Source organism: Polyangium fumosum (assembly GCF_005144585.1).
GTDB lineage: Bacteria > Myxococcota_A > Polyangia > Polyangiales > Polyangiaceae > Polyangium > Polyangium fumosum.
In genome coordinates this window covers 81,076-94,066 of record NZ_SSMQ01000016.1, presented here as the reverse complement: position 1 = coordinate 94,066, position 12,991 = coordinate 81,076, and the positions used below count along the sequence as shown (strand labels likewise).

At 68.6% G+C, this 12,991-nt stretch carries 12 protein-coding genes; 7 read left to right on the top strand and 5 right to left on the bottom strand.

Annotated elements, in window-relative coordinates; all coding sequences use genetic code 11:
* Positions 1-189: 189 nt before the first annotated feature.
* The 5 genes from E8A74_RS17375 to E8A74_RS17355 are packed head-to-tail and all read left to right on the top strand — an operon-like array spanning position 190 to position 3,778.
* The gene (locus E8A74_RS17375) at positions 190-1,188 is read left to right on the top strand and encodes an aldo/keto reductase (RefSeq protein ID WP_136930132.1); all 999 of its coding nucleotides are present in this window, start codon (positions 190-192) and stop codon (positions 1,186-1,188) included.
* Positions 1,185-2,057 (top strand): hypothetical protein, encoded by an 873-nt coding sequence (locus E8A74_RS17370; protein ID WP_136930131.1) that lies wholly within the window; start codon positions 1,185-1,187, stop codon positions 2,055-2,057. Before E8A74_RS17375 ends, E8A74_RS17370 begins: the two co-directional genes overlap by 4 nt.
* Before the next feature lie 3 nt (positions 2,058-2,060).
* Positions 2,061-2,432 carry a divalent-cation tolerance protein CutA gene (gene cutA / locus E8A74_RS17365; RefSeq protein WP_136930130.1) on the top strand — a complete coding sequence of 124 codons (372 nt, stop codon included), beginning with the start codon at positions 2,061-2,063 and terminating at the stop codon, positions 2,430-2,432.
* The gene (locus E8A74_RS17360; protein WP_136930129.1) at positions 2,398-3,354 is read left to right on the top strand and encodes an aldo/keto reductase; all 957 of its coding nucleotides are present in this window, start codon (positions 2,398-2,400) and stop codon (positions 3,352-3,354) included. Before cutA ends, E8A74_RS17360 begins: the two co-directional genes overlap by 35 nt.
* A gap of 19 nt (positions 3,355-3,373) precedes the next feature.
* Positions 3,374-3,778 carry a phosphopantetheine-binding protein gene (locus E8A74_RS17355; RefSeq protein ID WP_136930128.1) on the top strand — a complete coding sequence of 135 codons (405 nt, stop codon included), beginning with the start codon at positions 3,374-3,376 and terminating at the stop codon, positions 3,776-3,778.
* Positions 3,779-3,791: 13 nt separating this feature from the next.
* On the opposite strand, the gene E8A74_RS17350 is transcribed toward E8A74_RS17355, so the two are convergent.
* Genes E8A74_RS17350 through E8A74_RS52350 form a run of 5 tightly spaced genes read right to left on the bottom strand, consistent with a single transcriptional unit; the run spans position 3,792 to position 8,329 of the window.
* Positions 3,792-4,535, bottom strand: a complete 744-nt coding sequence (locus E8A74_RS17350) for an SDR family NAD(P)-dependent oxidoreductase (protein WP_136930127.1) — start codon at positions 4,533-4,535, stop codon at positions 3,792-3,794.
* A complete protein-coding gene (locus tag E8A74_RS17345; protein ID WP_136930126.1) occupies positions 4,532-5,992 on the bottom strand; it encodes a radical SAM protein in 1,461 nt (486 codons plus the stop codon). Before E8A74_RS17345 ends, E8A74_RS17350 begins: the two co-directional genes overlap by 4 nt.
* Entirely contained in the window at positions 5,965-6,525 is a 561-nt protein-coding gene (locus E8A74_RS17340) for a hypothetical protein (protein WP_170229191.1), read from the bottom strand. Before E8A74_RS17340 ends, E8A74_RS17345 begins: the two co-directional genes overlap by 28 nt.
* On the bottom strand, positions 6,522-7,235 hold the full coding sequence (locus tag E8A74_RS52355; RefSeq protein ID WP_170229190.1) for an SDR family NAD(P)-dependent oxidoreductase: 714 nt from the start codon (positions 7,233-7,235) through the stop codon (positions 6,522-6,524). Before E8A74_RS52355 ends, E8A74_RS17340 begins: the two co-directional genes overlap by 4 nt.
* Positions 7,232-8,329: a hypothetical protein gene (locus tag E8A74_RS52350; RefSeq protein ID WP_170229189.1), complete on the bottom strand. Its 1,098-nt coding sequence runs from the start codon at positions 8,327-8,329 to the stop codon at positions 7,232-7,234. Before E8A74_RS52350 ends, E8A74_RS52355 begins: the two co-directional genes overlap by 4 nt.
* Before the next feature lie 542 nt (positions 8,330-8,871).
* Here E8A74_RS52350 and E8A74_RS17330 point away from each other — a divergent pair.
* Together E8A74_RS17330 and E8A74_RS17325 are read left to right on the top strand one after the other, a co-directional pair.
* On the top strand, positions 8,872-10,779 hold the full coding sequence (locus E8A74_RS17330) for a lipoxygenase family protein (RefSeq protein WP_136930124.1): 1,908 nt from the start codon (positions 8,872-8,874) through the stop codon (positions 10,777-10,779).
* 102 nt (positions 10,780-10,881) lie between these two features.
* Positions 10,882-12,924: a serine hydrolase domain-containing protein gene (locus E8A74_RS17325; RefSeq protein WP_211365386.1), complete on the top strand. Its 2,043-nt coding sequence runs from the start codon at positions 10,882-10,884 to the stop codon at positions 12,922-12,924.
* Positions 12,925-12,991: the final 67 nt, after the last annotated feature.

Below are 12,991 nucleotides of genomic sequence, written 5' to 3'. Positions count from 1 at the left end.
CATCCCCTTTGCATCGACCGCATCGCGGTCGATGCACCCTCGGTCCAGGGCTGTGCCCTGGTTCGGGTCCAGGGGCGAAGAGCCCCTGGTCGGGCCCGGGGTGAAACCCCGGCGAGGGGCCTCGACCGTCGAGAAGGCCTTCCCGCGGCGGTCGTTCCGGTCCATCCTTTTCGTGGAGCGAGGGCAACCATGGCGGACGAGCTTTCGAGGCGGGGCGTGCTCAAATTCGTGGCCGCGGCGGCGGCAGCGGCGGGCTGCAAAACCACGAGCAGCGGGACCACGGCGGGCGCGGGCGAGACGAGCGCGACACCGCCGGCCTCTGCGGCGCTGCCGGCGCCTGGGGCGTCGGCGCCTTCGGCCACGCGGACGCTCGGACGCACGGGCGCGCCCGTCGAGCCCGTGTCGCTCGGCGGCGAGGGGATCTTGCGGACGTGGAACCGCGAGCATGAGGCTGTGCCGATGATCCTCGAAGCCCTGCGCCTCGGGGTCCGGTATTGCGACACCGCGCCGGCCTACGCGGGCTCGCTCGATTATTATGGCGAGGCGTTCCGGCAGGCGCCGTCCGGCGCGCGGGATCAGGTCTTTCTCGCCTCGAAGACCCACGAGCGGGGCCGCGACGCGAGCTTGCGCCTGCTCGACGAGAGCCTCAAGCGGCTCGGGACCAGCCGCCTCGACCTCTGGCAGCTCCACGACCTGCGCACGCGGGAGGATCTCGACGAGATCTTCAGCAAGGGCGGCGCGATCCAGGCCGTCGAGGCGGCTCGCAAGGACGGCCGGATCCGGTTCGTCGGGATCACCGGGCACCACGATCCGGCCATCCTCGTCGAGGCCATGCAGCGGTACGATTTCGACACCGTGCTTTGCGCGGTGAACCCGGCCGATCCGGCGCGGCTCCCGTTTTTGACGACCGTCGTGCCCGAGGCGCGGCGGCGCGGCATGGGCGTGATCGGCATGAAGGTCATGGCTGCGGGGCGGATCCTCGCGGACGGCGCGGCGACGCCCGAGGAGCTCATCGGGTATGGCGCCCATTTCGCGGACACGGTCATCGTGGGCATGAAGAGCCCGGCCGAGGTGCGCCAGAACCTCGGCATTGGCCGGGCGCTCACGCCGCAGACGAAAGAGACGCTCGCGTCGCTCGAGCGGAGGCTCGCGCCGCGGGCCGACGAATATTCCTATTTCAAGGCATGAGCATGAGGCCCCGCTTCTTCCGCCTCGCGCCCCTCGTCGCCCTCGGCGTGCTCGGGGGTTGCCAGGTCGTGCTCGGCATCGCGTCGGATTTGCGCCTCGCGACCTGCGAGGAGGGCGAGGTCTACGATACGACGCCCGCCGATTGCCAGCGTGAGGTCTGCAAGGACGGCGAGCTCGTGGCCGAGCTGGATCCGGACGACGTCCTCTCCGACGTGAACGAATGCACGGAGGACGCCTGCGAGGGCACGACGCCCCGAAATACGCCGCGCCCCGCGGATTCACCGTGCGGGCTCGATGGGCTCCTCCGGTGCGACGGCGCGGGCAAATGCCTGGGCTGCATGGACGACATGGCGTGCCAGAGCGGCCCGGCCCACCCGTGCGCGCCGATCACGTGCCAGCAAGGGATCTGCGTGACGAACGCCTCGCCCCCCGGCACCCCCTTGCCCGATCCGACCCCGGGCGATTGCATGGCGCCCGCCTGCGGCGCGAATGGCGTGGCCGTCACGGTGTTCGCGGCCGACCCGCCCGCGCCCCCGTCCCCGTGCTTCGCGACCGCGTGCATGGAGGGCGTCCCGCAGAGCGCGCCTCGGAATGCCGGGACCGCCTGTCCCGCCGGCGTCTGCGACGGGAATGGCACTTGCGTGGGTTGCCTGGAGACCGCCCATTGCGGCGGCGGGACGATGGTCTGCGTGGGCACGACCTGCGTCAACCATTGCACGGACGGGCAGCAGAACCACGGCGAGACGAACCTGGATTGCGGCGGCGGCTGCGCCGGCTGCGGGGTCGGCTCGCCTTGCGTGGTCCCGACCGACTGCGCCACGAACTACTGCATCGAAGGCATTTGCTGGGATCCGAATTCCGGGGGCTGAGCCATGCGATCCGGCCACATCCTCGTCCACATCACGACACGCTCGGCCGAGGAGGCCGAGGCGCTCGGCGCGGCCGCCGTCGCGCGGAGGCTCGCCGCCTCGGCCCAGGTCGAGCCGATCACGACCAGCCATTACCGCTGGAGAGGCGCGATCCACGCGCACCCCGAGCACCGCGTGACGCTCTTCTCGCGCGCAGCGCTCTGGGACGCGATCGTTGCCTTCGTCCGGGCGAACCATTCCTACGAACTCCCGCAGATCGTGGCGACGCCGATCGCCCTGGGCCTGCCGGAGTTCCTCGCCTGGATCGACGAACACACGAGCACGCGGGAGCACGAAGGCGATGAAGCACAAAAAGCTCGGGACGACATCGATTGACGTGAGCGCCGTCGTCTTCGGCGGCTGGCAGGCGGGCAAGGCGTCGTGGGTCGGCATCGACGACGCCGCGCAGATCGCCGCGCACCGGGCGGCCCTCGACGCGGGCGTGACGACGTTCGACACGGCCGAGGAATACGGGGCCGGGCACAGCGAGCGTATCCTCGGGAAGGCACTCGCAGGCGAGCGCGAGCGGATCGTGATTTTGACGAAGGTGTCCTGGAACCACCTGCGCCGCGCCAAGGTGATCGAGGCGTGCGAGCGATCGCTCCGAAACCTCGGGACGGACCGGATCGACCTCTACCAGATCCACTGGCCGGCCGGGAGCTTCGGCAGCGCGGTGGTGCCGATCGAGGAGACGATGGGCGCGCTCCTGGACTTGAAGGCGCAGGGGAAGATCCGGGCGATCGGCGTCTCGAACTTCGATCGATCGCAGCTCGAAGCCGCGCGCCGCGTGGGCCCGGTGGACAGCTTGCAACCTTGTTATTCGCTGTTCTTCCGGAAAGCGGTGGAGGATACGCTCTCGTATTGCGAAGCGAACGGGATCACGGTGCTCGCGTATTCGCCGCTCGCCCAAGGGCTGCTCACGGGCAAGTTCGGGCGCGGGCACGTCTTCGCCGAGGGCGACAACCGCGTGGACAACCGACTCTTCAAGGGCGAGACGTTCACGAAGGCGCTCGCGGCCCTCGATGCGCTCCGGCCGATCGCCGCGAGGAACGGCGTCACGCTGGCCCATCTCGCGCTCGGCTGGCTCGTCGCACAAAAAGGCGTGTGCGCGATCGTGGGCGCGAGGAACGAGGCGCAGGCGAAGGAGAATGCGCGCGCCGGCGACGTCTCGCTCGTCTCTTCGGACCTCGCGGAGATCGACCGGATCGGGCGGGGGGTCTCGGATTCCCTGCCGCCCGGATTGATGTGGGACTGGTGATCTTGTAGGATCACGCGCGATGTCCGAAGCCAACGACCCCGAGATCGCCGCGCAAGTCCGCCTCATCGTCGCCGAAGCGCTCGCCCTCGATCCGGCCGCGGTGAAGAACGAGTCGCTCCTCATGGCCGACCTCGGCGCGGAGTCGCTCGATTACCTCGATATCGTGTTCAAGATCGAGCGGACGTTCGGCATCCAGATCACGCGGGGCGAGATGCAAAAGGCCGCGCGCGGCGACATGAGCGACGAGGAGTTCGCGCCGGGCGGCGTCGTCAGCGACAAGGGCCTCGAACGGCTGCGCGAGCTGATGCCGGAGGCGAAGGACCGCATCGAGCCGGGGCTTCGGGCCGTGCAGATCCTGGGGCTCTTCTCGGTGCAGACGTTCGTGAACATGGTGGAAGCGAAGAAACGGGGCGTGGTGGTGTGACGAACGGGGCGACTCAGAGCCCCCCGTCGATCACGACCTGCCCGCCCGTCATGAACGAGTTCTCGTCCGACACCAGCCACGCCGCGAGATCCGCGACCTCCTCCACCGTCCCGAGCCTCCCCAGCGCCGCCTGCGCCACGTAACTCTCGACGCGGTGCTTCGGCAGCCGCGCGGACAATCCCGTTTCGAGCAGGCCCGGGACGAGGCAATTCACCGCGATTCCATACCGGCCGATCTCCTTCGCGAGCGCCAGGGAGAACCCGACGAGCGCCGCCTTCGAGGCCGCGTAATGGACCGGCGCGTCGAGCACGCGGTCCGCGCCGAACGAGCCCACGTTCAGGATGTGGCCTTTCTTCGCGCGGATCATCGATTTCAGCGCCGCGCGCGAGAACAGGTACGGCCCCTTCACGTTCGTGTCCATCGCCGCGTCCCACTCCGCCTCTTCGAGGAGCGCGATCGGAAGGACCTGCGTCAGCGCCGCATTGTTCACGAGCACGTCGATGCCGCCGTACGCCGTCTCCACCGCCTTCACCGCCGCCGCCACGTGCGCCGCGTCCGAGACCGAGCCCTTGAGCACGAGCGGCGAAGCGCCCGCGGCTTCGAGCAGCGCCCGTGTCTCCTCGGCCGCATCCTCCCGCGTGTGGTACGTGAACGCCACGCGCGCCCCTTCCCGCGCGAAGGCCAATGCAATCGCGCGGCCGAGGTTCCGCGAGCCGCCCGTCACCAGGCAACGTTTCCCCGCGAGCCGCCCGCTCATCGTGTCCTCCCCCGGCCGAGCTGCACGAGCGGCGCCGCGGGACGCGGGGAGAATCGCGCGTCGCGCTCGCGGTAGAGGACGTTGTAGGCGCAGGAGGGGACGTTCGAGCCGTCGGGGCCGGGCATGCCGACGCAGCAGCGGCGAATGCGGTCCGTGTCGAAGCTCTCCTCGTCCATGTGGGTGTGCACGTAAATGGCCTTCGTGTGCATCTCGGCGATACGCATGCGGATGGCCTCGTCGGTGCCGGGCGCGAACATGCGCTCGACGAGGTCCTTCAAGGCGGAGAGGACCGCGTCGGTCTCCTCGCAGTCGATGTCCCCCGCCCACAGGCGATTGAGCACGTCCACGAGGATATGCTCCATCTCGGGGCCCGGCATGATGTAAAGCTCCTGCGAGAGCAGGCTCCGGAGATCCTCGCGGCCCATGAAGCGGGTGAACGGCAGCCAGCGGCCGTCCTTCAGGCGGAGCAGATACGCGATCTGGTAGCAGAGCGGGTGCGCGAGCGGCGAAGGGACGAAATCACGGACCGCGAGCCGGCCGCCCGATTGGCGCTCGATGTCGGAGAGCGCGTCGAACGCCGTGTAGCGGGCGCTGCGCTCGAAGCTCGCGCCGCTCTGGCCCGTGAACGTCATCGGGTGGAACTCGACGGAGCGGATGAAATCCTTCGCGAGCGCGAGGTCGATGAACGCCGCGACCTCGTGGTCGTTCACGCCGCGCGCGAGCACGGGCAGGAGCGTCGTGGCCACGCCGTGTTTCTCCAGCAGATCGAGGATCTTGAGCTTGGCGTTCAGGTGATGGCCGCCGAGCATCTTCTTGTTGGCCTCGGCCTCGAAGGAGTCGAACGAGAGAATGACGCGGGCGTCGATACGGGCGAGGCGCTCGAGCAACGCCTCGTCACGGAGGAAACGCAGGCCGTGCGTGGAGACAGTGACGCGCCGGACGCCGGCCGAGACGCACATCTCGACGAGGCGCTCGAAATCGGGGTGCTGCGTGGGCTCACCACCGGTAATGTTGATGATACGCCGATCCGGGGCGACATGGTCGAGGTGGCGCAGAATGGCCGCGAGCTCGCCCTCGGACATGTGGTAGGCGCCCTCGTTTTTGTTGTGCGTGTAGCAGATCGGGCAATCGAGGTCGCACTTCGAGGTGATCGGGATGACCGGGAGGTGATTGCGTTGCTCGTGCTGCTCGCAAGGGCCGCAATCGTAGGGGCAACCCGCGGAAACAGGGCGCGGCGCGGCGGGGGGCGCGAGGACGGAGGTGTGGCGGACGGTGTCCTCGTACCAGTCCGCGGAGCTCGACACGAGCACCTCTTCCGGCCCGTGCAGCTCGCAGCGCTTGCGCAGGACGATCTTGCCGGAGACGCGCACGGTCTCGGCCGGAACGGCGCGCTTGCACGCCCCGCAGAGGCCCGTCGTGGCGCCGAGGATCACGCCTTCGTTTGCTGCGTCTGCCATTGCCGCTTCAGCCATTTCCGGACCACGAAATCGGTCGTGAAGATGAGGAAAAACCCGAAGATGAGGTTCGTCACCCACGTGGCCCAGAGGGCCGGGGTGATCCGCGCGACGGGCGGGAAGGGCCGGTGCGCGAGGTTCACGTTGAGCGTAGGCGGCGTCGTGTTATACGCGAACACGACCATCGACGCGAGGAAGGCAAACGAGGCCCACGGCGCCCAGCGCGGCAGGCCCGAGCGGCGGACCTCGCGCGCGCCGACGACGAGCGGCGCGACGTGCACGAGGACCGAGGTCCAGGACGTCGTGCGGGTCTCGCAGAGGTCGATGAGATATCCCCAGAGGCCGGCGCCGATATGGAAGGAAAACCCGAAGACCACGAGCGCGGGCTTGCGGAGGAGCACGCCGACGGCGAGGACGGCGGTCGCCACGTGGCAGGCATAGAGCATCTCGGGCAGGAGCCCGTAGGGCATTTTCGCGACGACCGCGTGCAGGACGAGGACGACGAGGAGCAGGAGCCCGACCCAGCGCGGCGTCACAAGCCCCCCGTGATGGGCAGGACGGAGCCTGTCATCCATCGATTGTGGAGCGCGAGGCGCGTGATGGCGCGCGCGGCCTCCCCGGGCGTGCCGACACGCTGGAGCGCGCTGTACCGTTTGTAATCGGCGAGCCGCGCCGGATCGAGGCCCTCGGAGATGCCGCCGCCGAGCGCGCCGAGCAGGACGAGGTTCACCCGGACGTCCTTCGGGCCAAGCTCCTTGGCGAGCGCCTGTGTCATGCCGAGCCGCGCGGACTGCGTGGCGGCGAAATGCACCGCCGTCGGGATTTTTGCGATGCCGTCGAGCGCCGCCGTCAGGACCACGTCCCCGGGCCGGCCCCCGAGCCGCGCGGCGAACGATTGCATCGCGACGTACACGGAGCGGACGTTGACCGCGTGCATCTCGTCCCAGAGCGCGTCCGTGACATCCGCGAGCGCGCCCGTGCCGGAGACGACAGCGGCATGCACGAGCAGATCGGGCGCGGCGTCCTCCGCATGGAGCGTGTCGAAGAGCGCGCGGATTGACGCGGGTTCGGCGAGGTTCGTCTGGAAAGCGCGCGCGCCCGTCTCGGCGGCGAGGGTCTCCGAAAGGGCGGCGCCGCGCTGGTACGTGAATGCGACCCGGGCGCCCGCGGCTGCGAGCGCACGCACGACCTCGCGGCCCACGTAGCCGCTGCCCCCGAGCACGAGCGCAAGGCGGGCGTCGGTCACGAGGCGCCCCCAAGCCCCAGCTCGAACCGGAGCGTTTGATCCTCGCGCACGTGCCAGATCTTTTGATCGATGTAGTAATGGTGGAAGAAGAGGCCCCAGTAAAGCACGAGGAAAAGCTCGGGGAGCGCGGCCCCGCCTGAGACGGGCGCGAGGCTCGGCAGGACGCCGCGCGCCGCATTGAGCGCGAGGTAACCGAGCGAGACGAGGACGAACGCGGCATACGCCACGAGCGGGCGACGCCCGAAAGACGCCACGAGCGTGCGCGCATCGCTGCCCTCGAAACGGCGCCTGGAGACGGCCGCGATGATGCCGAGGTAATTCACGCCGTGCACGATTCCCCCGACGACCGTGGACGCCATGAACGCCTGCTCCGGATCCGCGGGGCGCGGGACGAGCGGCTCGAACGAGCCGACGACGAAAAGCGCGAAGAGCTGGAGGCCAAGGGTGGGGCCGAGCAGATACAGGAGCGGACGTTCGTCCTCGCCGCGAAAGCGGGTTCGACGGTAGACGCCATACACGATCGTCGCGACGAGGAGCAGGCCGAGGAGGACGAGGCCGAGCGTGGCGAGGAGGCGCGGCGGCTCCGCGGGCAATCCGAGGAAGACACGATTTTGCGGGTGACCGAAGGAAAAAAGGCCAAAGGCGAGCCATAGGGCGCCGTGCAAGAAGAGACGATCGGTCTTGCGCGCGGGGAGCGCGGTGCGCGCGTGGTGCTGGTAGATGGCGAGGACACCATACGATTGCCGGACGTTATGGTGAAAGCTCCAGAGGGCGGCGACGAGGAGGAAAAGATCGATCGGGGCGCGCAGGCCCGTGGCGCGGGAGATCGACCACGCGGCGAGGCCGGGCAGGAGCCACGCGAGGCTCAGGGCGAGCAGGCGGCCGCGGCGCGCGCGGAAGTCCGGGTCGAGGTAGGTGCGGGCCCAGGTCGCCACGAGGTGCGGGCCGTCGACGAGGACGAGGAAGGCCACGAAGAGCGGCACCACCGCCCCCGGGACGGCGAGCGCGAAGGCCCCAACGAGCGCGGCGAGGAGCGCGCTGCCGAAGAAAAACACGAGGTCGAAGCGGCGCCCCCCGATCCATCCGGCCTTCACGGGAGTGACTTTACTGCGCCGGGGCGGAACCTTGGGAAGATTCCGCCACGGTGGGGGCTCGTTGTGCTTCCGTCTCCAGCACAGCCGACCGTGGAGCATCCGAGAGGGGGCCGCAGAAAGCTCCTGGAAGTGGTCCAGCACGAGGTCCAGGGCGGAGAGCATGCGAGGCGGGAGGACGGTGGCAGCGCGGCACTCCCGCACGTTCACCGACGGGACGAAGGCTCGCGCGCAGGTCCGGAGTTTCGCCTCATCAAATAGGACGCCAGGCCCAATGGCTCCGGATATCCGCTGGAGAATGTCGTGATAATGCTTCCCTCGGGCGCCGGTTCCTCCTCGGGGGCGTAACACGCTTCCCGCGCGGCGGACAACCGTGTCCCGCTGAACCGACACGAGGGGGCGTACGGGTGTACGTGACGACGAGCGCGAGCGCGTCGATGTACATGCCCTGCCCTTGACGAGCCTATAGCTTCGGGCGCGCGCTTCGGCGATGATGGCGTGGGGGGACCGCCGCGCATTTCGCGCGCACACCCCGAGGAGCCGTCATGTCCACGGAACCGAGCTCTCCGGCGTCCAGCGCTTCGTACCAGTACAACTATACCTACGTGCCGCCGCTGGCGATGGCCGACAGCGTGCCGAAGAGCCAAGAGCCTGCCGTCCTTTGGTGGATCAAAGTCGCCTGGGAGGTGCTGCTCATCGCGAAGAACCGCCTCGCCTGGAAGGTCAAGCAGGGCCTGAGCGAGCAGCCGAACGGCGCGCAGCCCCCCACGACGGAGGCAGAGCGCGCGCAGATCCTCGATCTCGGTCACCTCGGCCTGGGGCAGGTGGATCTCTCGCGCATCCCGAGTGATCACTCCATCATCGACAAGATCAGCCCGAACGAGGGGGGGCTGGAAGCCGCCGCGCAAGACGCGGCCGAGGCCATCGCGTTCTGCATGCGCCTCGCCAGCAAGGCCGTCGAGCAGGAGATCAAGGATCCGCTGGAGCTCTTGAGGCTCGTGCTGGATTCGCTGCGGGCCAACCCCGAAGGCAGGCCCCAATCGCTGCAAGATTATCAGGACCTCTTCGTCACGCTGCCCTTGCCGTGGGCTGCCCAGAGCTTCCAAGAAGACGCGACGTTCGCGTGGATGCAGGTGGCAGGGTTCAATCCCCTGGTCCTCCAGAAGGTCACGGATCCCCGGCGCACGCTCGGCATTTCCGACGCCGAGCTCGCGGCCTCGCTGGGCGATGGGGATGGGGTGGAGGCGGCGCTCGCGGAGGGGCGGCTTTACATCGCGGACTATGCGCGGCTCACGCGCGTGGTCAACGGCAATTTCCCCGATGGGCCCAAGTACTGCTTCGCGCCCCGGGCGCTCTTCGGTCTGCCCCGGGGCAAGGGGCGGCGCAGGCTCGTGCCGCTCGGTATCCGCTGGGGCCAGGACGACGCGCTCTTCCCCCTCTTCACGCCCGCCGACGGCGAGGCCTGGCTGCAGGCCAAGACGGCCGTGGAGGTGGCGGCTTTTAATGATCACGAGATGGTCGCCCACCTGGGGCACACGCACCTCCTGGTGGAGCCCTTCGTCGTCGCCACCCACCGGAACCTCTCCAACGACCACCCGGTGAGCCTGCTCTTGCGCCCGCATTTCGAGGGCACGTTGTTCATCAACAACGCGGCGCAGTCCACGCTCATCGCGCCGGGTTATCAGGTGGACAAGCTGCTGGGCGGCACCATCCAGGCGAGCCGCGCGGTGGCCGTGGCCTCGCTGATCGCGGACCCGGACTTCGATTTCAACAAAGGCATGCTCCCGCAGGACCTCGCCCGCCGCGACGTGAACGATCCCGCGCTGGAGTATCCCTACCGGGACGACGCGCTGCTGGTGTGGGGCGCCATCGAGAAGTGGGTACGCAGCTACGTGGGCGTGCATTATAAATCAGACGCGGAGGTGCAGGCGGACGCGGCCCTGCAGGCGTGGAGCGCGGAGCTGGTGGCCCAGGACGGGGGTCGGGTGAAAGGGTTTGGCGAGGGTGGGGTCGCCGGCAAGCTGACCACGGTCTCGTACCTGGTCGAGGCGCTGACGATGCTGGTGTTCACGGCCAGCGCGCAACACGCGGCCGTGAACTTCGCGCAGGGAGGGCTGATGACCTTCACCCCGCTCGCCCCGGGCGCTGGCTACCGGGCCGCCCTGGTGTCACGCGAGGACGCGGCGCTAAACCCCTTGCTGGATCAGTTCCCGCCGCTGGACATGGGTGCCACGCAGCTCGATTTCCTCACGCTCCTGGGCTCGGTCCATTACACGAAGCTCGGGGATTACAGGCCGCTGCACTTCCACGACCTGCGCGTCTTGCCACACCTTCTCGCGTTCCAGGAGGAGCTGAAGAAGATCAGCGCGGTGATCGAGGACCGCAATGCGAGCCGGCTGGGGCCCTATCCGTACCTGGACCCCCCGCTGATCCCGCAGAGCATCAATATCTGAGCGGCCGCGTCCCGGCGCGCCGCCCCGCCACACCACGATCGCCCCGAGCAGCAGCATTCCGCCCTCTGCAATCTCGGAACGTCGGTGCTACGCTCGGCGCCCGTGCGATCCCTCCTTGTCACCGTCCTCCTCGCTGCCATCGGCTGTACTTCGCCGGACCTTTCGCCGAAAGCTCCCGTGACGAAGCAACCCGCGCCGGTCGCGGCGCAACCGGCCGCGGTACAACCGGCCGCGGTGCAACCGGCCGCAGCGCAAAGGCTCTCCGCGGATACGCCGAGCAAGACGGCCGCCGGCCATACCTTCATCGCGCCAGCGGGCTGGTCGCTGCGCGAGAATGGCAATGCGGTGATCCTCGAAGCCCCCGAGGGCGGCTCGTGGATTGCGCTGGTCGACACCCAGGCGAAGGACGCGGAGGCCGCGCTCGCCGAGGCGTGGGCCGCGTATCGGCCGGACGCGAAATGGCCGCTCAGGTCGACCACGCCCACGCAGAACAAGAATGGCTGGCAGGACCAGCGGACGTACACGTACCAGACCTCGCCGAACGAGCTTCGTTCGGTCACCGCGCGGACGATGCGGCATGGCGATCAGTGGACCGTGCGGATCTACGACGTGGCGAATGCGGTGGCCGGGAAACGCGAGGCTGAGCTCGCGCTTTTGCTCGACCAGTTCTTGCCGAAAGGCTACGTGCGCGAAACCTTCGCGGGGCGCAAAGCGCATAAGCTCGATGCAGCGCGCGTCGCCGAGCTCGAGGCGTTCATCACCCGGGCCCAGCAGACGCTCTCCGTCCCCGGCATTTCGATCGGCGTGGTGCAAGACGGGGAGGTCGTGTTCGCCGGCGGGTTTGGCGTCCGCGAGCTCGGCAAGCCGGCCAGGGTCGACGCGGACACGACGTACCTCATCGCGTCGAACACCAAGTCGCTCACCACGCTGATGCTCGGGAAGCTGGTCGACGAGGGCAAGCTGAGCTGGGAGACCCCGGTCACCACGCTCTTGCCGGAGTTCAAGCTCGGCGACCCCGACGCCACGAGCAAGGTCCAGGTCAAGCACCTCTTGTGCGCATGTACGGGGCTGCCGCGCCACGATCTCGAGTGGTTGCTCGGGCCCGCGGGCGCGACGCCGGCGCTCGCGCTCACGATTCTCAGCAGGATGCAGCCGACGAGCAAGTTTGGCGAGATGTACCAGTATTCGAACCCCATTGCCGCGGCGGCGGGGCTGGTCGGTGGCCACGTGGCCTTTCCCAAGCTCGAGCTCGGCGCCGCCTACGATCAGGTGATGGCGACGCGCGTCTTCGGGCCGCTCGGAATGACGCGGACGACGCTCGACTTCAAGGTCGCGATGCGCGACAACTACGCGCGGCCGTACGCGTTCGACGTCGACGGCAAGATCGCGCGGGTTGCAATGGCGCTGAACGACCCGATCCGCGCGGTGCGTCCGGCCGGTGGTGCGTGGAGCACCGTCCGAGACCTCCTCAAATACGTGCAAATGGAGCTCGCCAAGGGCGCGCTGCCCGGCGGCAAGCGCTACGTCTCCGAGGCGGTCCTGGCCGCGCGGCAAGCTCCGCAGGTCAAGACCGGCAAGGACTCGTGGTACGGAATGGGGCTCGACGTCGATACCTCCTCGGGAACGCCGATGGTGTTCCATGGCGGCCGGATGCGCGGCTACCGCAGCAACATGGTATGGCTGCCGGAGCACGGAGTCGGGGCGGTGATCCTCACCAACGCAGATTCCGGCAATGTGCTGATGGACGCATTCCCGCGCAAGCTGCTCGAGGTGCTGTTTGATGGCAGGCCCGAGGCAGACGACGCGGTCGTGGTCTCCGCGAAGGCGTCGCAGGAATGGATCGCAGCCTCGCGCAAGCTCCTGACCATCCCGCCGGATCAGGGCGAGGTCGAGAAGCTCGCGTCGCGTTACCGCAGCGATGTGCTCGGCGAGATCCGGGTGACCAAGACGGGCGACGGCGCGACATTCGATTTCGGCACGTGGAAGGCGCCGATTGCATCGCGCAAGAACCCCGACGGGACGATCACGTTCATCGCGATGGCGCCGAGCTGGTCGCCCGAGTTCGTCGCCTCCGCGCAGGCGGGGCGTAGAACCCTGAAGATTCGCGATGCGCAGCACGAGTACGTGTTCACAGAGAGCGACTGACGCGAGCTTTCCCGACCCGCTGTGCAGAGGCGACGACGCCTGTCCGCAGAGGGTCACGATCCCCTCG

Excerpts from the sequence above, each read along its gene's own strand:
- E8A74_RS17375 (WP_136930132.1), top strand. The coding sequence starts at position 190 with ATGGCGGACGAGCTTTCGAGGCGGGGCGTGCTCAAATTCGTGGCCGCG.
- E8A74_RS17370 (WP_136930131.1), top strand. The coding sequence starts at position 1,185 with ATGAGCATGAGGCCCCGCTTCTTCCGCCTCGCGCCCCTCGTCGCCCTC.
- cutA (WP_136930130.1), top strand. The coding sequence starts at position 2,061 with ATGCGATCCGGCCACATCCTCGTCCACATCACGACACGCTCGGCCGAG.
- E8A74_RS17360 (WP_136930129.1), top strand. The coding sequence starts at position 2,398 with ATGAAGCACAAAAAGCTCGGGACGACATCGATTGACGTGAGCGCCGTC.
- E8A74_RS17355 (WP_136930128.1), top strand. The coding sequence starts at position 3,374 with ATGTCCGAAGCCAACGACCCCGAGATCGCCGCGCAAGTCCGCCTCATC.
- E8A74_RS17350 (WP_136930127.1), bottom strand. The coding sequence starts at position 4,535 with ATGAGCGGGCGGCTCGCGGGGAAACGTTGCCTGGTGACGGGCGGCTCG.
- E8A74_RS17345 (WP_136930126.1), bottom strand. The coding sequence starts at position 5,992 with ATGGCAGACGCAGCAAACGAAGGCGTGATCCTCGGCGCCACGACGGGC.
- E8A74_RS17330 (WP_136930124.1), top strand. The coding sequence starts at position 8,872 with ATGTCCACGGAACCGAGCTCTCCGGCGTCCAGCGCTTCGTACCAGTAC.